Below are 24,651 nucleotides of genomic sequence, written 5' to 3'. Positions count from 1 at the left end.
TCACTCCTCGTTTGGTAAAAATGCAGACACCGGTCCGAGTTCTGTCTCGATATACCGACGAATCGCTTCCGGGAAACGACGTAGTTCTGCTTCCTCTGTCTCTAGTACCGCCCGAATCTCCGCCATACTTGACTCTGTGAATGACCGGACGATCAACGTACGTAACGCAACGAGCTTCTTGAGACTCGTCGCAAGCGGTCCATCGATGACCTTCTCATCTTCTAAGATGAGGATGATATCTTCATAACTTCCCGGATCCCGCATGATGAATCCATCAATCATACTGTTTCCGATGTCGATGACACTCTCGATGACTAAAAAACCAATCCGTTCCATAGCCAGTGCCGTCGTCACCGGATCCCCCGTAACTTCTTTACTTTGTCGAAGTGCCGTCTCATAACAGACGACCGTCTCTTCGATTTTTTGACGATTGACGAAATACATCTTCATTCCCCCTCACATCCTCCATTTTATCGCTATCCGGCAATCCTGAAAAGCAGAAAGGTCATTTGCATCACATTCCCCAATGTGTTATCCTCAATTTAGATTTTTATTGAAAATAGTATGTCACATTGGTGACGTGGAGGTTATATACATGGAACGGGAACTCGCACTGGAAATTGTACGCGCTACGGAAGCAGCAGCACTAGCTTCTGCTCAATGGATTGGTCGCGGTAAGAAAAATGAAGCGGATGATGCAGCAACGACTGCGATGCGTGAAGTCTTGAACACGGTCAACATGAACGGAACAGTCGTCATCGGTGAAGGCGAGCTCGACGAAGCACCGATGCTCTTCATCGGCGAACGTGTCGGAACAGCGAACGGTCCAATCGTTGATATCGCGGTCGATCCGCTCGAAGGAACGAATATCGTCGCTAAAGGACTTGGCAATGCGATGGTCGTCATCGCCGTCGCCGATCAAGGCGCCCTGCTCCACGCACCGGATATGTATATGGATAAATTGACGGTCGGTCCGAACTTGAAGGGACATGTTTCGCTCGATGATCCACTTGAAGTCATTATTGAAAAAGCAGCACAATATAACAATAAACGGATTGAGGACGTCACGGTCATCATGCAAGACCGCCCACGTCATGATCACTTCCGCGAAGCCGCGATGCGGATGGGCGCTCGCGTTCGTCTGTTTGAAGATGGTGATGTCTCAGCTGGAATCGCGCCACTCTCTCCCGCGACAGGAATTGATATCTTTATCGGCACAGGCGGTGCTCCTGAAGGTGTCATCACGGCTGCCGCTGTCAAAGCGATGGGTGGCGACATGCAAGCACGCTTACACCCGATGAACGAAGAAGAAACAGCTCGCGTCATCCGAATGGGTCTAGCGGATCCACTTCAGCTCTTAACGCTCGACGACCTGATCAAAAGCGACGACTGCATCTTCGCAGCAACAGGCGTCACGACAGGCGAAATGCTCGATGGCGTGAAGTTCTTGACGGATGATATCGTTGAAACGACATCCCTCGTCATGCGTTCGAAAACACGGACAATCCGAAAAGTGATCGCCGAGCATAGCTTGTCACGCAAACCGTACTTGCAAAAAGTCCCCCAAACCCTTTAATCTGAAACAGACGTTAGGGAAATGAGGGAAGCTGGATGATGGAAGAACGTGATTTTTTATATGATGATGTCGAACAAACGAAGACACGCTTCGTCAGTTGGATTGGGGAAGCAAGTCGTTTTGATCTCGCCATCACGCACTCGGAACATTTTTATGGCAAGATTCTTGTTTTGAATCTCTTATCGAATCGATATGCAATCATCGGCGCTGATGATTTCGATGAACCCGGCTATATCGCAACGGCGTTTGACGTCGAAGACGATGCGGCAACGGAACTCGAGATGTATCTTCGCGCTTATATCGGTCTATGAAAAAAGCCTTCGTCGCGGGACGAAGGCTTTTTCTTATAAGAGACGATCGTTCCGTTCATTTAGTGTGTTTGGTCCACTAAAGACATTCGTATTGTCTGACTCGTCATGGGCACGGCGTTCTGAATGCTGATCCGCTTCATCACCGACGAGCAATACGAACTGACCACTTTCGACCGCATGGTTCGCGCGATCGACGTCTTCTTTCGTTAAGCCACTTCCTCGAATGACGTCTCCATGAGAGGTCGCATCATCCTTTTTGAAGATGCTCTTAATTTCCTGCCACAAATTACGATGATCTTCCTGCGACAGACGCGTTGATGTCTGTTGGTTGTTTAGATCCGCTAATTCCTCGATTTGTTCGAGATCGTATTTGTCGTGCGCTAATACTTTTAAATCAGTCGATACGACCCCGGCAACACGGAGATCGTGCACGGCACTGACGACTTCTGGTACGGATGAGTAAATTCCAACGATTCGCATGGATAGTTCCCCCTATAGGTACGTGATACTTATAGTAATAGCCGAATTCTCTCCACTAGAAACGCTTTTCTGTATGACAGTTTGATTACTCGCCTTCCACCTTGTCTGGTGCAGGTGCGAACTTCCGTTTCAACTTCAACGTATTGGATGAAGAACCGTCGAAGCGAGGTGGTGCTTCTTCTCCTTCTACCAATCCGACCTTCTTGACGATGAAATAGGCACATCCGAAGTTACAGTATTCGTAGAGATAATCGGCCACATGCGAAATCTTCGTATCGAATGTCGCTTTCTCGTGTTGATCCTCATAGAAGCCACGTAGTCGTAATTGACCGTGCCCCCAGTCGCCCACGATATAATCATATTTTTCAAGGACATCGCTGAAACGACCGATGAAGGCTTCCTCATTAAAGCCTTCCCGTTTCTCTTCGACGACCTCATAACGTTCCCGATTGACTTGTATCATTATTCCCACCTCCTGCTGTTCTTATCATAGCATATTCCATTTCTCCTGACAGACGAAAACCGTCCGAGTCAGCTGCTCAAACGGTTGTTGATCGTTAGTCGATCGGAAGTGCTGTTTTATTCTTTTTCGCTGCGTTGACTTGCTCATCTGCATGATACGATGAACGAACGAGTGGACCAGCTTCACAGTGTGAGAAACCTTTACCAAGCGCGATCTGTTTCAATTCAGCGAACTCTTGTGGCGTATAGTACTTGATGACGTCGAGGTGCTTTTTCGTCGGTTGGAGATACTGACCGATCGTCATGATATCGACGTTGTTTGCGCGAAGATCATCCATCGTTTCGAGAATCTCTTCCCATGTCTCACCAAGACCAAGCATCAAGCTCGACTTCGTTGGAATTTCAGGTGCGAGCTCCTTCGAACGACGAAGGAATTCAAGTGTCCGGTCGTATGTGGCTTTTGCACGGACGGTCGGTGTCAGACGGCGGACCGTCTCGATGTTATGGTTCATGATGTCTGGTTGTGCGTCAATCAAGGTTTTCAGAGCTTCGAAGTTCCCACCCATGTCTGAAGGTAAGACTTCGATTGAAGTCTCCGGGTTCATCCGACGAACTTCACGAACCGTCTCAGCATAAACGCCTGCTCCGAAATCATTTAGATCATCGCGAGCAACCGCTGTGATGACCGCATGCTTCAAATTCATCAAACGAACGGATTCTGCAACCCGTTTTGGTTCTTCGAGATCGAGTTCGTTCGGACGTCCTGTCGTCACGGCGCAAAAACGGCACGCACGTGTACAGATACTTCCAAGAATCATGAACGTCGCCGTCCGGCGTACTGCCCAACACTCGTGGATATTCGGACACTTTGCTTCCTCACAGACAGTATGTAGCTTTTTCTCGCGCATCATACTCTTTAATTCTGTGTAGGTCTCATTCGTATTCAGCTTGATTTTTAACCATTCCGGTTTACGTTGGATTTCTCCGCGTCCCATGGTTTCGCTTCCCCCTTCATCCCCAAAAAGTCAATTCATGTCTGCTTTAGTATAACAAACAATCAGGGTTTGCGAACATGCAATTCATTATATTCCGACTTCTCCGATAAGCGTTCAAATAACAAATCACGCAACAATTCAGGCATGAAATATTCTTTTGGCATCTCTTTGATTGCTGGGAATAATGGACCGAACGTAAACATATCCGGCAAGACGACAGAATAATCGCGAGTTGGTTCAAGCGGTTGATGATCTGCCAAACCAGCATAGTGCATCCGCCCCATCAACTTTCCTCGGAAACCAAGACCACGAACCTTTAAGTGCTCGAACTGATCTGTGTTGACTTCATCGAGGAATGTTTGTACTTCCACTCCCGTCATCGTCACTTTACAAGGATTGATCGGGTGTGGACAGAGTCGATGTAAATCAAAGGCAGAGACGGGACCTGGTGGAAGCGACCCGAGAAGAATACCGGCTGGTACACAAGCGATATCTGCCTCACACCAGTCGCGCATCGTCTCGACGAGCAACTGCGAAAACGGCGACTCACTGAACCAATCATTGGCTAGACCCGCTGTCTCGCCAATCGGTTCCTTCATCTGTTGTTCTGCCAGATATTGTTCTCGATCGAGTAATTTCGCTGTTGCCTCATCCTCGACGTAATCGTGTAGGGAATGAAGCACTGCTTCTTTCTCACCCGTATCTGTGTTCATATAAATCTCACCCGCATATTGACCGTGTTTTCCGGCTTGCGTGATTAAGACACCGTTCTTGACGACACCGTCATCGAGGACATGATGTGTATGCGCTCCGATGATTAAATCAAGCTCTGGAAAACGCATCGCGAGTTCTTCGTCTTGATAGAAACCAAGGTGACTTAAGCAAATCAAGACGTCGACCTCTTGACGCAACCGCTCGATTTCGCGTGCTGCAACCTCAAACGGTTCTTCGATCGTCCAACCAAGCAAACCATATAGCTCGATATAAGGCGCCGTCAGACCAAAGACACCAACTTTTCCGGTCGGTAATTCGTGAATAACACCTTGCTTCGCAAACGATGCCTCTAAATTCGAGACGAGGACCGGAAAGTCTGCTTCCGTATAGAGATCTGCTAACCAATCATGTGGAAACGTAATGCCTTCATTGTTCCCAATCGTCACTGCAGTTGGCATCAACGCATTCAACAGATGCGTATTAATTTTTCCTTTTGTCGCTTCCGTCGCTGGATCCACACGGTCCGCATGATCGCCGAGATCAAAAACGAGCGAATCATACGTCCGGTGTTCCTTGACGAAGGACATGTAGCGAGGCCACATGTCGAAGTGTGAGTGCAAATCATTATAGTGAATGATGTGTAACTTCATGCAGAAGCCCCCCTTGATGATTTAAAACAAAGAGATTTGTCGCGGTGCGAGTTCATAGTCGAGATCAAGTATCTCGATTAGTCGTTTCGCATTCGGGGCAGCATCTCCTGCTGAGTTGTTATTGAAAAAGACATAGACATCCTTTGCTTGCGCTGCAACGTCGCGGACGTGACTTGCAAGTTCTTGTAGCTCTTCTTCTGAGTAACGATAGAGACAGCGGACTTTTCGCCAATCGTCACTACTTTGACTCGGTTTCTTTAACCAACCGGCCTTGTTTCGTCCATGTAATCGTATGAATGCCGTCTCTTGCGTCACGACTGGTACGAATGGGACGGAACCATCTTCGGTCTGCGGTTCGTCACAAATCGTATGAATGAACTGATGTTCCTTCAGAAAACGGAGCGTCCGCTCACGGTATATTTCCGAGTACCACGATGGATTTCGGAATTCGATCGCGACCGGCAGTCCGGCAAGTGATTTTCGGATCGTTTGCAAGTATTCCAAGTGCAATTTACTGACATCGAACCATGGTGGAAGTTGGACAAGGATTGCCGCAATTTTTCCACTCTTTCTCATCGGTTCGATTGACGCGATATATTGTTCAAAAATCGGTCCGAGCGGATCTTTGTTTTCTCGGTCGTGCCCACTCATCGCCCGGTGAACCTTGACGATGAAGCGGAACCCGTCCGGTGTCTCAGATACCCATTTCTCGTAGTTTCGTTCTGGTTGAATCGCATAGAACGTCGAGTCGACCTCGACTGCTGGAAAATGCCCGGCATAGGCCGCTAATTTTTCCTTTCGGTCCTGCGGGGTCAAGTAGAGACTATCATGATCTCCCCAGCCTGTGACACCGATATATATCATGCTCTCTTCCCCCCTCACGTGTACTTTTCTACCTATTCATCATAGCATAGCAGAATCTGCGATTTCTTCTTCAATGCTTCAATTTAAACGTTCATATTCAAGTATGATACATCCTGATTCGAAGCGCTCTGTTTTGATTATTCTTAATTGTTGAGGCTGATCAAAAACAGGAAACATTTTTCGACCGTTACCGAGGAGCACGGGATAAATCACGACATGATAGCGATCGACGAGTCCTAACTTAACTGCTTCAGCAGCAAGTGTCGCTCCTCCAATCGCAATCTGTTTACCAGGTAAGGCTTTTAGAGCTTGGAGTTCCTCTACAAGCGACTGAGTCGCAAGACGCGCATTTCCTGAAACGGATTCAAGCGTACGCGAGAAGACAATCTTATCGAGTTTTTGCCACGTTTTTGCATACTCAACAATGATCGGCTCGTCTTCTTGATCCGCCGTCTCCCAGTACTGCATCATTTCATACAAACGCCGTCCATAGACATGGGTATCGAACGTTTTCTCATAATCGTTGAAATACTGGTGTAACGCTTCATCCGGCGAGGCAAAAGCGATACTGCCTGAGGCGTCCTCGATATAACCGTCAAGTGAGACTTGAAAGGAATAGACGATGTCACGCATAATAATCCCTCCTCTTTCCCTCCTTTACCCGTTTTCCTCAAGTCATGAAAAAAACTCTCTCATCCGCAGATGAGAGAGTAAGACGAATTATCCGATTGAACCTTCCATCTCGAACTTGATGAGACGGTTCATTTCGACCGCATATTCCATTGGAAGTTCTTTTGTGAATGGCTCGATGAAGCCCATGACGATCATTTCCGTTGCTTCCTCTTGTGAAATCCCGCGGCTCATGAGGTAGAACAATTGCTCTTCCGAGACCTTCGAGACTTTCGCTTCGTGCTCGAGCGAAATGTTATCGTTGAGGATTTCGTTGTACGGAATCGTATCCGACGTCGATTGGTTATCCATGATGAGCGTGTCACATTCGATGTTCGAACGTGCACCTGTCGCTTTACGTCCAAAGTGAACGATACCACGGTACGTGACTTTACCACCGTGTTTTGAGATCGACTTCGAGACGATCGTCGACGACGTGTTCGGTGCTAAGTGAATCATTTTCGCACCTGCATCTTGGTGTTGACCTTTACCAGCGATTGCAATCGACAATGTCATACCACGTGAACCTTCACCTTTGAGGATGACGGCTGGGTATTTCATCGTCAGTTTCGAACCGATGTTACCATCGACCCATTCCATCGTTGCGCCAGCTTCACAGATCGCACGCTTCGTAACGAGGTTGTAGACGTTGTTCGCCCAGTTTTGGATCGTCGTGTAACGGCAGTAGGCATTTTTGTTGATGAAGATCTCAACGACCGCTGAGTGAAGCGAGTTCGTCGTGTAGACCGGTGCTGTACATCCTTCGACGTAGTGAACAGATGCTTCTTCGTCAACGATGATCAATGTCCGCTCGAATTGACCCATGTTTTCCGAGTTGATTCGGAAGTAGGCTTGAAGCGGCGTGTCGACTTTAACACCTTTTGGTACGTAGATGAACGATCCACCTGACCAGACCGCTGTGTTCAATGCTGCGAACTTGTTGTCTGTTGGCGGAATCAATTTTCCGAAATATTCACGGAAAATATCTTCGTTTTCTTTTAACGCTGTATCTGTATCTTTGAAGACGACACCGATATCTTCGAGGTCTTCCTTCATGTTGTGGTAGACGACCTCTGACTCGTACTGAGCCGAGACACCTGCCAAGTATTTTTGCTCTGCTTCAGGGATACCGAGCTTATCAAACGTACGTTTGATTTCTTCTGGTACTTCATCCCACGATTTCTCTGCACGTTCAGACGGCTTGACATAGTACGTGATGTCGTCGAAGTTCAATTCTGAGAGATCGCCACCCCACGCCGGCATCGCTTGTTCGTTGAAGATCTTGAGTGATTTCAAACGGAAATCAAGCATCCATTGTGGTTCTTCCTTCATTTTCGAAATCGTTTCGACGACTTCAGTCGTCAAGCCGCGTCCAGAACGGAAGATCGAGATGTCGCGATCGTGGAAACCATATTTATAATCGCCAATTTCCGGCATGTTCTTTGCCATGTTCATTTCCTCCTCTTACTTGCTTGTGACCGAAGTTTACTTCCCTTCTTCTACGCCGCGTTCGAGCGCCTTCCAGGCAAGTGTCGCACATTTGATCCGTGCCGGGAATTTCGTGACACCCGAGAGTGCCTCGACGTCCCCGAGGTCGAACGATTCGTCGTCATAGTCTTTTCCTTGTACCATGTCCGAAAAGATATCCGCGAGTCGTAAGGCTTCTTCGATAGTTTTCCCTTTGACGAGTTGCGTCATCATTGAAGCAGACGCCATGCTGATAGAACAGCCCTCCCCGTCAAATTTTGCATCACGGACGACATCGTCTTCAATCGCGAGCTGGAGACGAATCGTATCGCCGCACGTCGGATTGTTCATGTCGATCGTGACGCCCCCCTCGATCGCACCGCGATTTCGGGGAGTTTTATAGTGATCCATGATCACTTGACGATACAAGTGATCGAGATTGTTAAAATCCATGACTGAAATACTCCTTCGTTTGGCGAAGTCCTGTCACGAGTGCGTCAACCTCTTCTTTCGTGTTATACAGATAGAAGCTAGCGCGAGCCGTCGAGCTCGCCCCGAGCCAACGCATCAATGGCTGTGCACAATGGTGACCGGCACGAACCGCGATTCCTTGCATATCAAGGACGGTTGCGACGTCATGTGCATGGACATCACCGAGATTGAACGTGACGAGCCCAACGCGTTCTTCCGGACCGTAAATCGTTAGTCCGTCGATGTCACGCATTTGTGCCATCGCGTACTGCGCGAGTTCACGTTCGTGTGCTTCGACGTTTTCAAGACCAATCTCTTCTAAGAAATCGATTGCTGCTGATAAACCAACAGCACCCGCGATGATTGGTGTACCCGCTTCGAAACGGTATGGCGATGGTTTGAACGTCGATTCTTCAAGACCGACGTAATCAATCATCTCGCCACCGAACTCAACCGGTTCCATCGCATTGAGTAATGCCTTTTTCCCGTAAAGGACACCAACGCCTGTTGGACCACACATCTTGTGTGCAGAGAAGGCGAGGAAATCACAATCGAGATCCGTGACATTAATTCGTTGATGCGGTGCACTTTGCGCGGCATCGACGACCATGACGGCACCTCGAGCATGCGCAAGACGCGCGACTTCTTTGATCGGATTGATCGTACCGAGGACGTTCGAAACATGTGCCATCGCGACGATCTTCGTCCGGTCGGACAGTTGTGCTTCGACCGCTTCGACCGTCACGCGACCATCCGTTGTCAAATCAACGTATTTCAACTTCGCTTTTTTGCGTTTAGCGACTTGTTGCCACGGAATGAGATTTGCATGGTGTTCGAGGTACGTGACGACGATTTCGTCGCCTTCTTCGACATGCTCCATCCCGTAGCTTGACGCGACGATATTAATCGCTGTCGTCGTGCCGCGGGTAAAGATAATTTCTTCATGGTGTTGCGCCTGGATGAAACGACGAACGTTCTCACGCGCACCTTCGTACGCATCCGTCGCTCGTGTTCCGAGCGTATGGACGCCACGGTGCACATTCGAATGAATCGTCTTATAGTAGTCGTCAATCGCATTGATGACGACGAGCGGCTTCTGCGACGAGGCCGCACTATCGAGATAGACGAGTTTCCGGTCGTTGACCTGTTGGTCGAGGATCGGAAACTGATTGCGGATGGATGCATCGATTCCCATATTAGTTTACTTTCCCTTCGATGACTTGAACGAGACGTTCTTTCACCGAGTCAATCGCAAGTTCCGAGACGACTGGCTGGAGGAAACCGTGAACGACGAGGCGTTCTGCTTCCTTCCGTGAAAGGCCACGGCTCATCAAGTAGTAGAGTTGTAATTCATCGACACGACCGACAGATGCCGCGTGTCCTGCCATAACATCATCCTCATCGATCAAGAGGATTGGGTTTGCATCACCACGTGCCTTTTCAGACAACATGAGGACACGTTCCGTTTGAACGCCGTTTGATTTTGAAGCGCCGTGATGGATCATCGACGTTCCGTTGAAGATCGATGTTGCTGCGTCTTTTTGGACACCGTGGATCAAGATGAAACCTTCTGATCCTTTACCGAAATGGTCCGTACGGACGTTGAAGTTTTGTTTTTGCTCTCCACGACCGACCGTAACGGCTTTCGTATCTGAGAACGAATCGTTTCCGACGAGGTGTGTTTTTGTTTCTGTGACCGTGTGACCGTCATTCATGTGACCGAGTGCCCATTCGAGCTTCGCGCCTTGTTTGACGACACCACGACGGTTCATATACGTGATGGCACCCTTAGATAGTGTATCTACACCACCGAAGAGAACTTTTGCGTTGTCTTCGACGAATACTTCTGTGACGACGTTGACGTTGTGCGCTTCGTCACCGTAAGAGACGAAGTTTTCGATATACGTCAATTCGCTATCAGCGTCTGCAACGATGATTGCGTGGTGGTAAAGTGCAGCGCCTGATTGCTCAAGCGTGTAGATTGCTTGCATCGGTACAGAAAGCTTGACGCCTTTTGGTACATAAAGGAACGTACCGCCGTTACGAAGTGCTGCGTTTAATGCCGCAAGACGATCTTCGTTAACTTGAACGCCTTCCGTCATGAAGTACTTCTCGACGAGTTCCGGGTGTTGTTTTAATGCGTCTTCGAGCGTCATGAAGATGACGCCGTTCGCCGCTTCACTGTTTTGCGCGTGGACGAGTTGTCCGTTACGCGTGACGAGCATGTGATCACGGTTTTCGCCGATCAATGCTTCGATATCTGAAGAAAGACCAGTGACGGTTTCAAGTTCCGTCGTACCTTCTGTGAAGTTCCAGCCTTCGATCTTGATTTTTTCTACTTTTGGCAATGCGAGCGTTGGGGCAAGATCAAGCGCGTCTTGACGCTTTGCGACCATCCAAGATGGTTCCCCTAAGCGAGTCGCACGTTCTGCCACTGCCTCGCGATTTACTGCAAGATTCAGTTCTACAGTCATCATGCTTCCTCCCTCGTCTTACGCTTTTGTTTCGATTTCGACGTCTTCGATGCCGAGTTCTTTTTTAACCCAGTCATAACCTTCTGCTTCGAGACGGTGTGCGAGTTCTTTACCACCAGACATGACGATTTTTCCGCCCATCATGATGTGGATGAAGTCTGGCTCGATATAGTTCAAGAGACGTTGGTAGTGCGTGATGATCAAGCAGCCGAATTCAGGTGAACGCATTTCGTTGACACCTTTTGCAACGACTTTCAATGCATCGATATCAAGACCTGAATCGATTTCATCAAGAATTGCGATCGCTGGTTTGAGCATCATCATTTGAAGAATTTCGTTACGTTTCTTTTCTCCACCAGAGAAACCTTCGTTGAGGTAACGGTGTGCCATTTCTGAAGGCATCTCGAGAAGACCCATTTGTGAATCAAGCTCACGGATGAACTTCATGAGTGAGATTTCATCGCCTTCTTCACGACGCGAGTTGATCGCTGAACGAAGGAAGTCTGAGTTCGTAACACCACTGATTTCGCTTGGGTACTGCATTGCGAGGAACATACCTGCTTGTGCGCGCTCATCGACTTCCATGTCGAGGACGTCTTCGCCGTCGAGTGTGACTGAACCAGATGTTACTTCGTACGATGGGTGACCCATCAATGCTGATGCGAGTGTTGATTTACCTGTCCCGTTTGGTCCCATGACCGCGTGGATTTCCCCGCCTTTGATTTCCAAGTTGACGCCTTTCAAGATTTCCTTGCCGTCGATCGCGACGTGTAGATCTTCAATCTTCAAGTGTGAAGCCTTCATGTTAGAATCCCTCCATCTATTCATTTCGTGACTGACGATTCAGAACACGAGCGTTACTAATTTAGTATCATTCTAATCTTAAAGAAACATGGCGTATTATTCAAGCGTCATCGCTCGTTGTTTTTTCTCAAAATCATGCGTTTTGTTGAGAATCATTCGAAAGTGTGACCGGTTCCTCTAGTTCCTTGATCGTCGAACCCCGATGAATCCGTTGTGACAGTAAGAGCAGTGGTATTCCGAACAATGTCAAGCCCGCTAAAATCCCGAAAATCGGTAATGGACGGTCCGCTCCATATAAACTTAATAAATGACCACCGGCAATTGGACCGATCGATTGACCAATCGATGTTAACCCCATCGCTCCGAAATAACTGCCTCGTAATTCTGGCTTCGCAAAGCGATCGGTCAAGATGTCAGTCATCGTAAACATCATGACTTCGCCGCACGTGAAGATGATCATCGCGACGACCATCAACCAAATCGAACTCGCATTACCGATGATGAACAAACCGACAGCAACGGTCGCAATCCCGGTCGTAATCGAGACGAGTGGTGACGTCTTAACACCAAACTTCATGATCGGATATTGCACGATCAAAACGGTAATCGCATTGATCGTAATCAAGATCGCATAGAGCGTCTTCCCGCCTTCAAGCAGTGACGTCTCCGTCAAAAACTGTGGCAAGGTCGAGTTGAACTGGCTGTAACCGAAGACACCGAAGATGATACCCGCAAGTGCGAGCGTAAAGGCAATGTCGGTCCGCAACAGACGAATCGTCGCTCCAAACGACACCTTCTTGCCACCGTGCGTCTCAGTGATTGGATGGCGTTTGAACAAGATACCGATCATCACCCCGTACGCGATATAGACGAACGCTGTGATGTAAAACGTCGCTGACGTGTTCCCCGCACTCAGCAGTAAGGCGATTCCCGGACCGATCGCTGCTGCGATGTTGATCATCGCGTAACGGATATTGAAGACGAACAACCGGTTCGCTTCGTCCGTCGTATCACTGATCAAGGCACGAGCGGATGGTTCAAAAATCGAACGACAAACCCCGTTCAAGGCACTCAGAATGAAGAACGCCCAAAACGTCTCGACTTGGGCGAGCGCAATGAAGACGATCGCGAACCCAATCGTTCCAGTGAGCATCATCGCCCGACGACCGTAGCGGTCCGACAATGTACCACCGATGAAACTCATGACGAGACTGGCAATCGCTGAGATACTGAGGACCCAGCCGACATCGACCGGATCAAACTTCAAGACGGTCGTCATGTAGATGGCGAAGAACGGCATAGTGATGAACGTTCCAAGACGCGAGAAAAACGTCCCGAACAAGACCCCGAGTGTCAACGGATGCAGTTGACGAATGCGTTGCATATGATTCCCCCTAACCCCTGTTTCAGACAAATGAAAAGCATCCTTCCATTATATAGGAAGGATGCCGGCTTCGGTGAACTTATTTGCTGACTGGAACGACCGCACCTTTGTACTTGTCGAGAATCCAATCTTGGTTTTTCTTTTCGTGTAGTACGTCAAGAAGTGCTGTGACACGCTTGTCTTTTTCATCGCCATTACGTGTAACGATGATGTTGACGTATGGTGACGACTCATCTTCTGATGCGATCGCATCTTTCAATGGGTTCAGACCGTTATCGATCGCATAGTTTGTGTTGATGAGGACTGCGTCGCCTTCATTGTTTTTGTAAGCTTGCGGAAGAAGCGATGCCTCGATGTTCGTCTTGAACTTGAGTTTCTTCGGGTTCTCTGTGATATCACCGAGTTGCGCGTCTGTCGTTTTACCGTCTTTGAGTTTGATCAACCCTTCGTTTTGAAGGAACGTCAAGACACGTCCGCGTTCCGCGACGTTTGAGCTCGTTAAGATCGTTGCACCGTTTGGCAACTTATCGAGTGACTTGTATTTCTTCGAGTAGATACCGAGTGGTTCAACGTGGACGCCACCTGCGTTCGCGAACTTATACGATTTGTTTTCTTTCTCTTGTTGCTCGAGGTACGGTACGTGCTGGAAGTAGTTCGCATCGATTTCTTTTTCAGCGAGTGCCTTATTCGGAAGCACGTAATCTTGGAATTTTTGAATCTCAAGTTTGTAGCCTTTTGCTTCGTATTCTTTTTTGACGTGTTCAAGGATTTCAGCATGCGGTACGTTCGATGCACCAATGACGAGTGTCTTGTCATCGCTGCCTGATCCTGATGATTTTTCACCACATGCAGCAAGGCTGATTGCTAAAACGGATACAGCGGCAGTACCTACGAATTTTTTCCAAACTTTCATGAATGATTCCTCCAATATGAATAAAATTTGAATTAACGTTTATCGATTTTTTTAATCAACAAGTCACCAATAATTTGGATGACGAAGACGATCGCTAAGATTAAGAGTGTCGCAATAACGATGACATCGTTTTGGGAGCGCTGGAATCCTTCGATGAAGGCCATGTCCCCCAGTCCACCTCCGCCGACTACTCCGGCCATTGCCGTGTAACCGACAAGTGCAACGAGTGTGACCGTGATTCCCGAAACAATAGCAGGTAACGCTTCCGGGATTAAGACTTTATAGATGATTTGGAACTTCGTCGCCCCCATCGATTCCGCTGCCTCGATGACACCTTTATCGACTTCGCGCAACGCGAGTTCAACCATCCGACCGTAAAATGGTGCGGCACCAAAAATCAATGCCGGTAATGCTGCTGTTGGTCCGAGGAACGAACCGACAATCGCTTTCGTAAATGGAATCAATAAGATCAGTAAGATGATGAACGGTATCGAACGGAAGACGTTGACAATCAAGCTCAAAATCGAATAGAACGCCCGGTTCTTGAATAACAATTCTTCGTTTGTTGCAAATAATAGTAAACCAATGATCAGACCGAGAACGAATGTCGAGAGACCTGCGACTGCCGTCATATAGATCGTGCTACCTGTCGCTTCCCACACCATGTCCCAGTCTAGGTTGTCAAAGAATGAAATCATCGGTGATCCACCTCCACTTCAACATCACTGGCTTGAAGCTTCGTGATGACCGCTTGTGTTGCTTCTGTTTCCCCGATCAACTGAATGAACAGTGTACCGAGTGCCCCTTCCTGTGATTGACCAACGTTTCCGCCGATGATATTGAACAGGACTGGTGAATCTTTCATGACTTCCGCAAGGATCGGGCTTTCCGCTGTCGATCCGACGAACGTCAACTGAACGATTTTACCGGTTGGGTACCGTTCGCGGAGTTTCGCGAACGTCAACTCGTTTTCTGACGGTGACGTCAACTGTTTGACGAATTCTTTCGTCATCGCTTGTTTCGGATGACGGAAGACTTCTGCGACCGGTCCTTGCTCAACGATTTTACCGGCTTCCATGACGGCGACCCGGTGACAGATTTTTTGAATGACGTGCATCTCATGTGTGATCAAGACGATCGTCAGTTTCAGTTTTTCATTGATGTCGACGAGTAACTCAAGAATCGAGTCCGTCGTTTTTGGATCGAGTGCACTCGTTGCCTCATCACATAAGAGAACATCTGGGTTCGATGCCAGTGCTCGAGCGATACCGACACGTTGCTTTTGACCACCAGATAACTGTGACGGGTAAGCCCCTTCTCGTCCATCCAGACCAACAAGTTGGATCAACTCCGCGACTCGTTCTTTGCGGCGTGCTTTCGGGAAGCCACCGAGTTCGAGTGGGAACATGATATTTTCTTCAACAGTCCGTGACCAGAGTAAGTTGAAGTGCTGAAAAACCATCGAGACATTCTTGCGGACGCCTCGTAATTCTTTTGGTTTAAGTGATGTCATTTCAACACCGTCGATTTGGATCGAACCACTCGTTGGTGCCTCGAGCATATTAAGCAAGCGAATCAGAGTCGATTTCCCTGCTCCGGAATAACCGATTATTCCAAAAATTTCACCGCGCTCGATTGTCAGGTCGACATTCGCAACGGCTTCGACCGCTCCGCGCTTTGAGCGATAAATCTTTCCTACGTCTTGTAAACGAATCACAACTGTCCCTCCTAAATAAAAAAAGTGCGCGCGTTTTTGAGCAAACGCGCGCACTTTTCAGTACACAAAACCATTTGCTCTCATCTCCCAGACTTTTGTCTGCTGGAATTAGCACCACTTCGGATTAGATCCGCGGTTGCCGGGTTTCATCGGGCCAGTCCCTCCACCACTCTCGATAAGAGTTTCGGTATTAAGTTTGTAGAATATATTCTGAATATTAGCAGGGGTTATTTTTGTTGTCAAACAGTTTTTTCAGAAACTTTTTCGAGGAACGTGAAAGCACGTGTTAAGTCTTCTTTCAAATCTTCCGCATCCTCAAGTCCAACTGAAATCCGAACGAGACCATCTGTGATCCCGAGTTCTGCCCGACGCTCTGCTGGGATTGACGCGTGCGTCATCCGTGCAGGAACGGAAATCAGACTCTCAACGGCGCCAAGACTCTCAGCGAGTGTGAAGAAGTGTGTTGCCTCGACGAGTTTTTCTGCGTTCGCTGCTGAACCGACATCAAAGCTGATCATCCCACCGAATCCAGTCGCTTGTTTCGCTTGGATGTCATGTCCAGGGTGCGATGCAAGTCCTGGGTAGAAGATGTTCGAGACGATGTCTTGTGCTTGTAAGAACGCAACGAGATCATGGGCTGTTTCTTCGATCGCATCCATCCGAATACCAAGCGTACGAAGACCACGGACGAGCAAGAAACTGTCTTGCGGTCCAAGAACGCCACCTGTCGAGTTTTGGATGAAGTGCAGTTCTTCGCCGAGCGCATCATCTTTGACGACGACAAGACCAGCGACGACGTCCGAGTGTCCGCCGATGTATTTCGTCGCACTGTGCAAGACGATGTCTGCACCAAGTGCGAGTGGTTGTTGATGGTATGGTGTTGCGAACGTATTATCGACGACGAGTTTGAGATCGTGACGTTTCGCGATCGTTGCGATTGCTTCGATGTCTGTCACTTTCAACAACGGATTCGTCGGTGTTTCGACATAGACGATCTTCGTGTTGTCTTGAATCGCTGCTTCCGTTGCTGCAAGATCCGTCGTATCGACGAATGTCACTTGGATGTTGAACTTCGGTAAGACGCGTTGCATCAAGCGGAACGTTCCACCGTAAACGTCATCTGTCATGACGATGTGGTCACCAGACTCAAGCAAATGGAAGACGGCATGGATTGCTGCCATACCAGAACCGAACGCAAAACCACGTGCGCCGCCTTCAAGATCCGCAATCAAACGTTCGATGCTCGTCCGTGTTGGGTTCGCTGTCCGTGAGTATTCGTATCCGTCTTTGAGTTGACCGATTTTATCCTGCTTGTATGTGCTTGTTTGATAGATTGGTGGTGTGACGGCACCTGTTGCCCGGTCGACACCTGTTCCTCCATGAATCAATGCTGTCTTCTTACGCATGAGTTTCGTCCACCTTTTCAAAGATTTGTTGGCTTAAGTAGCGTTCGGCACTGTCTGCGAAGACCGTGACGATCGTACTGCCGGGGTGACGCTTCGCGATATCAAGGACAGCAACGAGCGCTGCACCTGCTGAACTACCGACGAGTAGTCCTTCACGAGCGGCAAGTGTATGGACCGCGTCAAATGCATCGCGGTCAGAAATCGTATGAATCTCGTCAACGAGCTCACGCGGCACGAGACTTGGCCATTTTGCTGTACCGATGCCTTCTGTCTTGTGCGGACCGGCGGGACCACCGTTTAAAACGGAGCCTTCCGGTTCGACGATCGCTGCTTTTGTGCCGAGACGTTGTTTTAAGAAGTCCGCTGTTCCTGCAAACGTACCACCTGAACCACAACCGGCAACAAACCAGTCGATGTGCGGTAAGTCTGCAATCAGCTCAGGACCGAGTGTCCGCTGATACGTGACTGGATTCTCTTCGTTTTCGAATTGTAACGGAACGTAACTGTTCGGAATTTCCTGACCGAGTTCTTTTGCCCGGTCAATTGCCCCTTGCATATCAAGTTCAGTCGGCGTGTTGACGACGGTAGCGCCGAGTGCCCGCATCAACGTCTGCTTTTCCTGACTGAATTTTTCTGGAACGACACAAATGACTTGTAGATCGTATTTCTTAGCGGCGAGCGCCAAGCCGATGCCGGTATTGCCGGCTGTCGGCTCGATGATCGTACCGCCTGGTGTCACATGTCCGTTTTCGATTGCTGCATCAACGAGTTGAATGCCAAGGCGGTCTTTGACGCTGCCCCCAGGGTTCATCCATTCGAGCTTCGCCAAAATGCGCGTACCAGCAGGCAAATCGAATGAAGTGATCTCGTAGAGTGGTGTGTTTCCGACGAGGTCGCGGACGTTGTTCGCGATCATCCGAAGACGATGTCCCATTCATCACGACCGGCAAGCATTTTCTCGGCATAGTGCTTCGCTCCTTTGAGGTCATGTGCGCTTGCAAATCCACATTGGACTTCGTTTTGCGCTGGAATCTCTTCTGCTGCGAGGACGTCATTTAACGTCTTCTCAACGAGTTCGCTCATTTTTTCGACCGAGTCGAAGTTCATCATCGCCATGTAGAAACCTGTTTGGCATCCCATTGGCGAGACATCGATGACATCATCCGAGTAGTTGCGGATGTTTTCAGCAAGTAAGTGCTCGAGTGTGTGCATCGCACGCATCGGCATTTGCTCAACGTTTGGTTGTGTGAAACGGATATCGTATTTGACGACTTGGTCTACTTTACCTTCTTTATATCCTGCGACGCGGATATAAGGTGCTTTGACTTTCGTATGATCCAGGTTAAAGCTTTCGACGTTCATTTTTTGAAGTGCCATGATTTATTCCCCCATTTTCTCGGCTTCTACGAGCCAGACGAAGTGATTGTATTGTGTGAAGTTAACAGTGAATCCCCGTGCTGTAAACAATTCTTCCATGACTGGAATCAACGGGTAAAACTCGCGTTCGAGATCGTCCGCTAACGCGTCAAACCCTTGAGCGCGTGCTTCGCGGATCGTTTGCAGGCGTGCCTCTTCTGAGACGAACATCGTATCCGCGTAGACGATTTTTCCGTCTTTCGATAAATGCGACGCCATCAGATCGATTGCTTCTCCCTTTTCCTCATCCGTTAGATGATGAAACGCATAAGTGGAGACGAAACTGCTTGCTTCCTTCGCTTTGAACGAGAGGAAGTGACCATCCTGTACATCAAGCGATGGAATCTTCTCCGTCAAAATCGCCCGCATCTCCGGGCTTGGTTCGACGGCGAGTACGGCGTCGTGACGTGTCAGAAGACGTTGTGTCAGGTTCCCTGTGCCTGCTCCGAATTCAATGACCGGCGACTGCGCTTTATCCGCTACTGTATCCAAAATCTCATCGTATCGACGAAAGACTTCTTTATACTCCGGATCGTGCCCGGTTACTGTCTCGTCATACGTCGATGCCCATTCTGTGAAAACATCCATAAAACGTACTGTCATGCCTTGTCGTCCTCCATCTCACCAGTTAATTCCGAGTAATCGGATATGAATTAAAGTAATTTTCCTTATTCGCATTGTAGCAAGGAGATCCTATCCTGGCAAGCGACCGGCTCGAAAAACTTCCAGAAAACAAAAAAAAGGCGTTGCCGGCGAACCGACAACACGAATAATGTGGTTAGAAATGCTACGAAGGAAAACCCAGCTCCATTCGGAATTGTTCGCTCTTCCGCGTGGAGGACGGCGCCTGTTCGACATGATCGTCAGCTTACGTTCACTTCCTGATCGGTCCTTTCGATCCACCACCTGTCTATTGCACCGCTTCGTCTTTGGGGGACGACTTAAGGGGAAACAATACACCGGCTTAGGATGGGAGAAAGGGTTCAAGACTTGAAGCATATGGAACGGTCATCTCTGCTAGACTTCCTATAATGCATTTCTAGAAGTTGTTATGAATATACCATTCATATTTCTGCGTTGTCAACGGATTATTGTAAATATTCCGACAATTTAACAAAAAGAAAAATCCAGTCGGACTTTTCTTAACGTTCTTGACAGAAAGCGAAGACATTTTGGACGGACTGGAAAGCATAAAGTCGCTCTACGACTTGGTTTTCTTCGATTCGCAATAACGCCGGTACGCTCATGACTCGGGCTTCTTCTAAGAAGTCCGGAATAAAATTCCCGTTCGCCTTCTGAATCGATTGACCTGAATCCGTAGCTTCGACGATATCAAGCATTCGTTCTGCGATAGCGCATGTCCCGCACATCGGTGCATAGACATACAATAACCCGTTTTCCGGGACAGTCGTGACCTCTTGCATTGGGGTCGCTCCTTTCTTCGTGGTATCTGTCGTCAGTATACAAAAAAAAGAGAGCGGACGAAACGCAAGCGCCTCGTTCACTCTCTTTTCGTTAAGTATTACTCGTTGATCATCGATTTGTACGCTGCAGCGTCCATCAATGCCTCAACTTGTGAAGCATCTTCGATTTCGATGTCGACCATCCAAGCGCCTTCAAATGGTGACTCGTTGACGAGTTCTGGGGAATCCGAAAGGTTTTCGTTGATCGCAACGACTTTACCAGAGATCGGTGCATATAATTCTGAGACTGTCTTGACCGACTCGACTGAACCGAATGGCTCGTTTGCTGAGATTGTATCCCCAACTTCAGGTAATTCGACGAAGACGATATCCCCGAGTTCGTGTTGCGCGAAATCCGTGATTCCGATACGCGCTTTGTTTCCTGATACTTCGACCCATTCATGTTCTTCCGAATAGCGTAAGTTGTCTTTTACTTGACTCATTTCCGATTCCCCCTGTGGACTAATTTGGACTAACGTGTTCAGTATACCAAAATCGACTCTGAACTTAATACCATTTTCCTTGATACAATTCTTCCTTGAAGCCAATCGTAACGTCTTTCCCGTCGGTAACGATTGGACGCTTCAGCAACATACCATCACTTGCGAGCAACTTGTATTGCTCGTCTTCTGATAACGCAGGAAGTTTGTCCTTGATGCCTTGCGAACGATACGATTGACCGCTCGTGTTGAAGAACTTCTTCAACGGCTCCCCACTTTTTTGGTGGAGCTCCTGAATCGTTGCTGCAGACGGTGTCTCTTCAACGATATGTTTGTAATCGACTTCGACACCGTGTTGTTCGAGTGCTTTTTTTGCTTTGACGCACGTACTACATTTCGGATAGCCGTACATCGTGACTGTTGTTGTCATGTTCATCACCTCACCTTCAAGAGTAGCAGATGGATCACTTCTGCTTCAAGCGTGCGAGCGCCCCGTCGATCTGATCTTGATGATGGGCGTCATGGGCAACGAACGACTCGACGAATTCTTGCGGTCGGAAATTCTCATAGGTCGCCGCAAATTCCTCGTCAGACAGACGGTTGAGATGGTCGACGATGTCACGCCGGACACTGATCGCTTTCTTCAGTAAGGCAAGCGGATCGATATGATGCGCATACTCGATTGCCAGTCGATTGAACTGATCGAAATCCGTCTCGACCAGTGTCAACGGTTCGTCCGGTAACTTCGAGATGGCATGATCATAATAAAACCGATCCCATAAATAGAGGTGGCTGACACACTCAAGGACCGTCCACTTGTTAAGGGCAAGCGGCAGTTCCCATTCTTCTGGCGACAAACGTTCAAGGGATTGATAGTAGGCAATCGCAAATTGCAGTTCAACCAATTCTTGGCGCATCTCGTTTTCCCTCCTCAACCAAAAACTTCGCCTTTACAGAGATTTTCCCTGCAAAGGCGAAGCGGTAAACCTGACTTAGACCGTATATTTATTTGACTCGATGAGGCGTTTTGCGATGTCGCGTTTCGTACCGATGACGTTGATCGGCTGGTAACGGCTGAATTTTTTGAGCGCCGAGAGCAACATCCGGAGTTCGTCGCCGCTTGCTGCCGCGTAGAGTGTCTCTTTCGCGTCACGCTCGACAGCTTCGAATGCTTGTTGCGCGAAGACTTCCGTATAACGGACTTTCAGTTCGCTCTTCTCGATGCCTTTATCGGCAATCGCTTTGTCCGTCCGGACGATCGCTGACTCAAGCGCATAGATTGCACTCATGATGTCGGCTGTGTTCGCTAAGATCTCTTGCTCGCCTTGGAGTTTGTCCTGGTATTTCTGGACCGCTGTTCCGGCAGTCAACAAGAAGATTTTCTTCATCATTGCGAGTAAGTGACGTTCGCGATCGAGTGGTGCTGTTCCGATTTCTGTTGGCATGAAGCTCATCACTTCTTGTTGCAGACGTTGTGCTTCCGCAAGCAACGGCAACTCGCCTTTCATCGCTTTCTTCAACAATGTTCCCGGTACGAGGAGACGGTTGATTTCGTTCGTTCCTTCAAAGATTCGGTTGATCCGTGAATCGCGGTACATGTTCTCGACTTCATATTCTGCCATGAAGCCGTAACCACCGTGAATCTGAACTGCTTCGTCGATAACGTAATCAAATGTTTCCGAAGCAAAGACTTTGTTCATCGAGCATTCAATCGCATACTCAGCAATCGCATCGGCGATTTTCTTACCGTCTTTGCTCTCTTCTTCTGACAGCTGATCAAGGCTATCTTGGAACAGACCACCTGTCCGGTAAACTGAACTTTCCATCGCATACGTCTGTGCTGCCATCGTCGCGAGTTTTTCTTGAATCAATGGGAACGAGCTGATCGGTGTTTTGAACTGCTTGCGTTCGTTTGAGTACTGGACTGCGAGATCAATTGCTCGTTTCGACGAACCGACAGCACCAACAGCTAATTTATAACGACCGACGTTCAAGATGTTAAAGGCGATGACGTGACCGCGTCCAATCTCACCGAGGACGTTATCGACTGGTACTTCTGCGTCTTGTAAAATCAATGTCCGTGTTGATGACCCTTTAATCCCCATCTTCTGCTCCTCGACACCTGTCGAGACGCCTGGATATGATCCTTCGACGAGGAAGGCTGTGAACTTGTCACCGTCGATTTTTGCGTAGACGACGAACAAGCTTGCGAAACCAGCGTTCGTGATCCATTGTTTTTCACCGTTTAGGATGTAGTGCGTTCCTGCTTCATTCAAGACAGCCGTCGTTTTAGCACCGAGTGCATCCGAACCAGAGCCTGGCTCTGTCAATGCGTACGAAGCGATCCACTCCCCTGAAGCGAGTTTCGGCAAGTATTTATGCTTTTGCTCTTCGTTACCGAAGAAGACGATCGGCAACGAACCGATTCCGACGTGTGCGCCGTAGCTGAGGGCGAATGAACGACCGCGCGCGAACTTCTCCGTGATGATCGAAGACGAGATCTTATCCATCTGATAGCCGCCATATGCTTCCGGAACGTCTGCGCCGAGTAAACCAAGCTCGCCTGCTTCACGGAGTAGACCGACCGATAGTTCGAACTCGTGTTTTTCGATCCGGTCCAAGACAGGAACGACACGATCTTCGACGAACTTCGCTGTCATATCACCGACCATTTTGTGTTCTTCCGAGAAATCCTCTGGTGTGAAGAGACGTTCTGGTGCTAACTCATCTAATACAAAACTGCCACCTTTGATTAATTCGTTTGTCGTTTGGCTCATTGTCCTGTTCCTCCTTCAACTAGTTCGAATACACCTGCTGCGCCCATTCCGCCACCGATACACATCGAGACGACACCATACTGGACATTCCGGCGTTTCATTTCATGCAAGAGCGTTAATGTCAATTTCGTTCCTGTACAACCGAGCGGGTGGCCGAGGGCAATTGCTCCACCGTTGACGTTGACGATATCTTCGTTTAGTCCAAGCTCGCGGATGACACCGAGTGACTGCGAAGCGAACGCTTCGTTCAACTCGATCAAACCAACGTCCTCAAGCGTGATGCCTGCGAGTTCGAGTGCTTTTGGTATCGCGACGACTGGTCCGATCCCCATGACTTCCGGACGGACACCACCGACAGCGAACGATTTGAACTTGCCGAGAATCGGTAAGCCTTGGCGTTCTGCCTCTTCCCGTTCCATGACGAGGACGGCAGCTGCACCGTCTGACGTCTGCGAAGAATTCCCTGCTGTGACGCTACCGCCGAGGCGGAATGCTGGGCGAAGTTTCGCGAGACCTTCAGGTGACGAATCCGGACGAACGCCTTCATCGTGCTCGACGACGAATGTCTTCTCTTCGATTTTCAGTTCATCATTGACGAATTGTTCCGTCACTGTCACCGGGACGATTTCGTCAGCAAACTTACCAGCTGCGATTGCTGCTGCTGCCTTTTGGTGACTCTTTAGTGCAAAAGCATCTTGATCTTCTCTTGAGACCTTGTAGGTTGCAGCGACTTGCTCCGCTGTATGCCCCATGCTCATGTAGTACTCTGGTGCCGTATCGACGATCGACGGATTAGGTCGGACGACGTGACCGGGCATCGGGACTTGACTCATCGATTCGAGTCCACCAGCGACGACAGCAGTTGCTTGCCCCGTCATGATTTTCATTGCCGCGTCAGCAATCGATTGTAGACCACTTGAGCAATACCGGTTGATCGTGATTGCCGGTACCTCGTGTGATAATCCACCAAGGACGGAAGCGTACCGGGCGATGTTCATCCCTTGCTCTGCTTCCGGTAAGGCACATCCGAGGATGACGTCATCAACCGCTCCCGTGTAACCGGACCGTTTTAACGTTTCCTGGATGGCGATGCCTGCTAATTCATCCGAGCGCATTGACTTGAATGCGCCCTTTTTTGCTTTTCCGACCGGTGTCCGTGCACCGGCGACGATTACTGCTTCCTTCATCCGAATCCCCC

At 48.8% G+C, this 24,651-nt stretch carries 28 protein-coding genes and 1 riboswitch; of the genes, 2 read left to right on the top strand and 26 right to left on the bottom strand.

Annotated features, from left to right (window positions below; all coding sequences use genetic code 11):
* Positions 1 to 444, bottom strand: a complete 444-nt coding sequence (locus ACV3PA_RS06230; protein WP_029342419.1) for a DUF86 domain-containing protein — start codon at positions 442 to 444, stop codon at positions 1 to 3.
* A gap of 151 nt (positions 445 to 595) precedes the next feature.
* Here ACV3PA_RS06230 and glpX point away from each other — a divergent pair, with 151 nt between their 5' ends.
* Together glpX and ACV3PA_RS06220 are read left to right on the top strand one after the other, a co-directional pair.
* Positions 596 to 1,576, top strand: coding sequence for a class II fructose-bisphosphatase (gene glpX, locus ACV3PA_RS06225; protein WP_053454122.1), 981 nt, complete (start codon positions 596 to 598; stop codon positions 1,574 to 1,576).
* 35 nt (positions 1,577 to 1,611) lie between these two features.
* Positions 1,612 to 1,887, top strand: coding sequence for a DUF3055 domain-containing protein (locus ACV3PA_RS06220; RefSeq protein WP_023469147.1), 276 nt, complete (start codon positions 1,612 to 1,614; stop codon positions 1,885 to 1,887).
* Between the two features lie 33 nt (positions 1,888 to 1,920).
* Here ACV3PA_RS06220 and ACV3PA_RS06215 read toward each other — a convergent pair whose 3' ends face one another.
* The 25 genes from ACV3PA_RS06215 to ACV3PA_RS06095 all read right to left on the bottom strand — a co-directional run bounded on the left by ACV3PA_RS06215 (position 1,921) and on the right by ACV3PA_RS06095 (position 24,640).
* Entirely contained in the window at positions 1,921 to 2,367 is a 447-nt protein-coding gene (locus ACV3PA_RS06215) for a general stress protein (protein WP_053454124.1), read from the bottom strand.
* Between the two features lie 85 nt (positions 2,368 to 2,452).
* Entirely contained in the window at positions 2,453 to 2,830 is a 378-nt protein-coding gene (locus tag ACV3PA_RS06210) for a YutD family protein (protein WP_053454125.1), read from the bottom strand.
* A gap of 94 nt (positions 2,831 to 2,924) precedes the next feature.
* A complete protein-coding gene (gene lipA, locus ACV3PA_RS06205; RefSeq protein WP_035406024.1) occupies positions 2,925 to 3,824 on the bottom strand; it encodes a lipoyl synthase in 900 nt (299 codons plus the stop codon).
* Positions 3,825 to 3,886: 62 nt separating this feature from the next.
* Entirely contained in the window at positions 3,887 to 5,188 is a 1,302-nt protein-coding gene (locus ACV3PA_RS06200; protein WP_456125842.1) for a bifunctional metallophosphatase/5'-nucleotidase, read from the bottom strand.
* A 21-nt stretch (positions 5,189 to 5,209) separates the two neighbouring features.
* Positions 5,210 to 6,052 carry a DUF72 domain-containing protein gene (locus tag ACV3PA_RS06195; protein WP_053454127.1) on the bottom strand — a complete coding sequence of 281 codons (843 nt, stop codon included), beginning with the start codon at positions 6,050 to 6,052 and terminating at the stop codon, positions 5,210 to 5,212.
* A 78-nt stretch (positions 6,053 to 6,130) separates the two neighbouring features.
* Positions 6,131 to 6,685 (bottom strand): dihydrofolate reductase family protein, encoded by a 555-nt coding sequence (locus tag ACV3PA_RS06190; RefSeq protein WP_456125841.1) that lies wholly within the window; start codon positions 6,683 to 6,685, stop codon positions 6,131 to 6,133.
* Positions 6,686 to 6,772: 87 nt separating this feature from the next.
* Positions 6,773 to 8,170: a Fe-S cluster assembly protein SufB gene (gene sufB / locus ACV3PA_RS06185; protein WP_053454129.1), complete on the bottom strand. Its 1,398-nt coding sequence runs from the start codon at positions 8,168 to 8,170 to the stop codon at positions 6,773 to 6,775.
* 36 nt (positions 8,171 to 8,206) lie between these two features.
* On the bottom strand, positions 8,207 to 8,641 hold the full coding sequence (sufU, locus tag ACV3PA_RS06180) for a Fe-S cluster assembly sulfur transfer protein SufU (protein ID WP_023469155.1): 435 nt from the start codon (positions 8,639 to 8,641) through the stop codon (positions 8,207 to 8,209).
* Positions 8,631 to 9,854 carry a cysteine desulfurase gene (locus ACV3PA_RS06175; RefSeq protein ID WP_053454130.1) on the bottom strand — a complete coding sequence of 408 codons (1,224 nt, stop codon included), beginning with the start codon at positions 9,852 to 9,854 and terminating at the stop codon, positions 8,631 to 8,633. The genes sufU and ACV3PA_RS06175 overlap by 11 nt, the downstream gene beginning before the upstream one ends.
* A 1-nt stretch (position 9,855) precedes the next feature.
* Positions 9,856 to 11,133, bottom strand: a complete 1,278-nt coding sequence (gene sufD / locus ACV3PA_RS06170; RefSeq protein ID WP_456125955.1) for a Fe-S cluster assembly protein SufD — start codon at positions 11,131 to 11,133, stop codon at positions 9,856 to 9,858.
* An 18-nt stretch (positions 11,134 to 11,151) separates the two neighbouring features.
* Positions 11,152 to 11,937 carry a Fe-S cluster assembly ATPase SufC gene (gene sufC, locus ACV3PA_RS06165; protein ID WP_023469158.1) on the bottom strand — a complete coding sequence of 262 codons (786 nt, stop codon included), beginning with the start codon at positions 11,935 to 11,937 and terminating at the stop codon, positions 11,152 to 11,154.
* Positions 11,938 to 12,070: 133 nt separating this feature from the next.
* Positions 12,071 to 13,321 (bottom strand): MDR family MFS transporter, encoded by a 1,251-nt coding sequence (locus tag ACV3PA_RS06160; RefSeq protein WP_456125840.1) that lies wholly within the window; start codon positions 13,319 to 13,321, stop codon positions 12,071 to 12,073.
* Positions 13,322 to 13,400: 79 nt separating this feature from the next.
* Positions 13,401 to 14,234, bottom strand: coding sequence for a MetQ/NlpA family ABC transporter substrate-binding protein (locus ACV3PA_RS06155; RefSeq protein WP_456125839.1), 834 nt, complete (start codon positions 14,232 to 14,234; stop codon positions 13,401 to 13,403).
* Positions 14,235 to 14,266: 32 nt separating this feature from the next.
* Positions 14,267 to 14,932, bottom strand: coding sequence for a methionine ABC transporter permease (locus ACV3PA_RS06150; protein ID WP_456125838.1), 666 nt, complete (start codon positions 14,930 to 14,932; stop codon positions 14,267 to 14,269).
* The gene (locus ACV3PA_RS06145) at positions 14,929 to 15,951 is read right to left on the bottom strand and encodes a methionine ABC transporter ATP-binding protein (protein WP_456125837.1); all 1,023 of its coding nucleotides are present in this window, start codon (positions 15,949 to 15,951) and stop codon (positions 14,929 to 14,931) included. Before ACV3PA_RS06145 ends, ACV3PA_RS06150 begins: the two co-directional genes overlap by 4 nt.
* A gap of 77 nt (positions 15,952 to 16,028) precedes the next feature.
* Positions 16,029 to 16,133, bottom strand: a riboswitch (SAM riboswitch).
* Positions 16,134 to 16,190: 57 nt separating this feature from the next.
* The gene (locus ACV3PA_RS06140; RefSeq protein WP_023469163.1) at positions 16,191 to 17,357 is read right to left on the bottom strand and encodes a bifunctional cystathionine gamma-lyase/homocysteine desulfhydrase; all 1,167 of its coding nucleotides are present in this window, start codon (positions 17,355 to 17,357) and stop codon (positions 16,191 to 16,193) included.
* Positions 17,350 to 18,273 carry a PLP-dependent cysteine synthase family protein gene (locus ACV3PA_RS06135; RefSeq protein WP_456125954.1) on the bottom strand — a complete coding sequence of 308 codons (924 nt, stop codon included), beginning with the start codon at positions 18,271 to 18,273 and terminating at the stop codon, positions 17,350 to 17,352. The genes ACV3PA_RS06140 and ACV3PA_RS06135 overlap by 8 nt, the downstream gene beginning before the upstream one ends.
* Entirely contained in the window at positions 18,270 to 18,734 is a 465-nt protein-coding gene (locus ACV3PA_RS06130) for an S-ribosylhomocysteine lyase (protein ID WP_029342435.1), read from the bottom strand. Before ACV3PA_RS06130 ends, ACV3PA_RS06135 begins: the two co-directional genes overlap by 4 nt.
* A gap of 3 nt (positions 18,735 to 18,737) precedes the next feature.
* A complete protein-coding gene (locus ACV3PA_RS06125) occupies positions 18,738 to 19,376 on the bottom strand; it encodes a class I SAM-dependent methyltransferase (RefSeq protein WP_456125836.1) in 639 nt (212 codons plus the stop codon).
* A 539-nt stretch (positions 19,377 to 19,915) separates the two neighbouring features.
* Positions 19,916 to 20,197: a thioredoxin family protein gene (locus ACV3PA_RS06120; RefSeq protein ID WP_035405990.1), complete on the bottom strand. Its 282-nt coding sequence runs from the start codon at positions 20,195 to 20,197 to the stop codon at positions 19,916 to 19,918.
* A 98-nt stretch (positions 20,198 to 20,295) separates the two neighbouring features.
* The gene (gene gcvH / locus ACV3PA_RS06115) at positions 20,296 to 20,679 is read right to left on the bottom strand and encodes a glycine cleavage system protein GcvH (protein WP_029342437.1); all 384 of its coding nucleotides are present in this window, start codon (positions 20,677 to 20,679) and stop codon (positions 20,296 to 20,298) included.
* Positions 20,680 to 20,743: 64 nt separating this feature from the next.
* Positions 20,744 to 21,106 carry an arsenate reductase family protein gene (locus tag ACV3PA_RS06110; RefSeq protein ID WP_053454567.1) on the bottom strand — a complete coding sequence of 121 codons (363 nt, stop codon included), beginning with the start codon at positions 21,104 to 21,106 and terminating at the stop codon, positions 20,744 to 20,746.
* A 34-nt stretch (positions 21,107 to 21,140) separates the two neighbouring features.
* On the bottom strand, positions 21,141 to 21,593 hold the full coding sequence (locus tag ACV3PA_RS06105; protein WP_053454137.1) for a DinB family protein: 453 nt from the start codon (positions 21,591 to 21,593) through the stop codon (positions 21,141 to 21,143).
* A gap of 75 nt (positions 21,594 to 21,668) precedes the next feature.
* Positions 21,669 to 23,453: an acyl-CoA dehydrogenase family protein gene (locus tag ACV3PA_RS06100; protein WP_023469171.1), complete on the bottom strand. Its 1,785-nt coding sequence runs from the start codon at positions 23,451 to 23,453 to the stop codon at positions 21,669 to 21,671.
* Positions 23,450 to 24,640 carry an acetyl-CoA C-acetyltransferase gene (locus ACV3PA_RS06095; protein ID WP_456125835.1) on the bottom strand — a complete coding sequence of 397 codons (1,191 nt, stop codon included), beginning with the start codon at positions 24,638 to 24,640 and terminating at the stop codon, positions 23,450 to 23,452. The genes ACV3PA_RS06100 and ACV3PA_RS06095 overlap by 4 nt, the downstream gene beginning before the upstream one ends.
* Positions 24,641 to 24,651: the final 11 nt, after the last annotated feature.

This window comes from Exiguobacterium sp. EA-TM-5, from assembly GCF_053878415.1.
This window is presented reverse-complemented; position numbering and strand designations above follow the sequence as displayed.

What these genes read in the sequence shown, in the direction of transcription:
- ACV3PA_RS06200 (WP_456125842.1), bottom strand. Translation starts at nt 5,188, where the DNA reads ATGAAGTTACACATCATTCACTATAATGATTTGCACTCACACTTCGAC.
- ACV3PA_RS06175 (WP_053454130.1), bottom strand. Translation starts at nt 9,854, where the DNA reads ATGGGAATCGATGCATCCATCCGCAATCAGTTTCCGATCCTCGACCAA.
- ACV3PA_RS06105 (WP_053454137.1), bottom strand. Translation starts at nt 21,593, where the DNA reads ATGCGCCAAGAATTGGTTGAACTGCAATTTGCGATTGCCTACTATCAA.
- ACV3PA_RS06095 (WP_456125835.1), bottom strand. Translation starts at nt 24,640, where the DNA reads ATGAAGGAAGCAGTAATCGTCGCCGGTGCACGGACACCGGTCGGAAAA.
- ACV3PA_RS06110 (WP_053454567.1), bottom strand. Translation starts at nt 21,106, where the DNA reads ATGACAACAACAGTCACGATGTACGGCTATCCGAAATGTAGTACGTGC.
- ACV3PA_RS06100 (WP_023469171.1), bottom strand. Translation starts at nt 23,453, where the DNA reads ATGAGCCAAACGACAAACGAATTAATCAAAGGTGGCAGTTTTGTATTA.
- ACV3PA_RS06120 (WP_035405990.1), bottom strand. Translation starts at nt 20,197, where the DNA reads ATGCAAGAGGTCACGACTGTCCCGGAAAACGGGTTATTGTATGTCTAT.
- ACV3PA_RS06195 (WP_053454127.1), bottom strand. Translation starts at nt 6,052, where the DNA reads ATGATATATATCGGTGTCACAGGCTGGGGAGATCATGATAGTCTCTAC.
- sufC (WP_023469158.1), bottom strand. Translation starts at nt 11,937, where the DNA reads ATGAAGGCTTCACACTTGAAGATTGAAGATCTACACGTCGCGATCGAC.
- ACV3PA_RS06140 (WP_023469163.1), bottom strand. Translation starts at nt 17,357, where the DNA reads ATGCGTAAGAAGACAGCATTGATTCATGGAGGAACAGGTGTCGACCGG.
- ACV3PA_RS06220 (WP_023469147.1), top strand. Translation starts at nt 1,612, where the DNA reads ATGATGGAAGAACGTGATTTTTTATATGATGATGTCGAACAAACGAAG.
- ACV3PA_RS06230 (WP_029342419.1), bottom strand. Translation starts at nt 444, where the DNA reads ATGTATTTCGTCAATCGTCAAAAAATCGAAGAGACGGTCGTCTGTTAT.
- sufD (WP_456125955.1), bottom strand. Translation starts at nt 11,133, where the DNA reads ATGACTGTAGAACTGAATCTTGCAGTAAATCGCGAGGCAGTGGCAGAA.
- ACV3PA_RS06210 (WP_053454125.1), bottom strand. Translation starts at nt 2,830, where the DNA reads ATGATACAAGTCAATCGGGAACGTTATGAGGTCGTCGAAGAGAAACGG.
- ACV3PA_RS06150 (WP_456125838.1), bottom strand. Translation starts at nt 14,932, where the DNA reads ATGATTTCATTCTTTGACAACCTAGACTGGGACATGGTGTGGGAAGCG.
- ACV3PA_RS06125 (WP_456125836.1), bottom strand. Translation starts at nt 19,376, where the DNA reads ATGACAGTACGTTTTATGGATGTTTTCACAGAATGGGCATCGACGTAT.
- ACV3PA_RS06135 (WP_456125954.1), bottom strand. Translation starts at nt 18,273, where the DNA reads ATGATCGCGAACAACGTCCGCGACCTCGTCGGAAACACACCACTCTAC.
- ACV3PA_RS06130 (WP_029342435.1), bottom strand. Translation starts at nt 18,734, where the DNA reads ATGGCACTTCAAAAAATGAACGTCGAAAGCTTTAACCTGGATCATACG.
- ACV3PA_RS06155 (WP_456125839.1), bottom strand. Translation starts at nt 14,234, where the DNA reads ATGAAAGTTTGGAAAAAATTCGTAGGTACTGCCGCTGTATCCGTTTTA.
- sufU (WP_023469155.1), bottom strand. Translation starts at nt 8,641, where the DNA reads ATGGATTTTAACAATCTCGATCACTTGTATCGTCAAGTGATCATGGAT.
- glpX (WP_053454122.1), top strand. Translation starts at nt 596, where the DNA reads ATGGAACGGGAACTCGCACTGGAAATTGTACGCGCTACGGAAGCAGCA.
- sufB (WP_053454129.1), bottom strand. Translation starts at nt 8,170, where the DNA reads ATGGCAAAGAACATGCCGGAAATTGGCGATTATAAATATGGTTTCCAC.
- lipA (WP_035406024.1), bottom strand. Translation starts at nt 3,824, where the DNA reads ATGGGACGCGGAGAAATCCAACGTAAACCGGAATGGTTAAAAATCAAG.
- ACV3PA_RS06190 (WP_456125841.1), bottom strand. Translation starts at nt 6,685, where the DNA reads ATGCGTGACATCGTCTATTCCTTTCAAGTCTCACTTGACGGTTATATC.
- ACV3PA_RS06215 (WP_053454124.1), bottom strand. Translation starts at nt 2,367, where the DNA reads ATGCGAATCGTTGGAATTTACTCATCCGTACCAGAAGTCGTCAGTGCC.
- ACV3PA_RS06160 (WP_456125840.1), bottom strand. Translation starts at nt 13,321, where the DNA reads ATGCAACGCATTCGTCAACTGCATCCGTTGACACTCGGGGTCTTGTTC.
- gcvH (WP_029342437.1), bottom strand. Translation starts at nt 20,679, where the DNA reads ATGAGTCAAGTAAAAGACAACTTACGCTATTCGGAAGAACATGAATGG.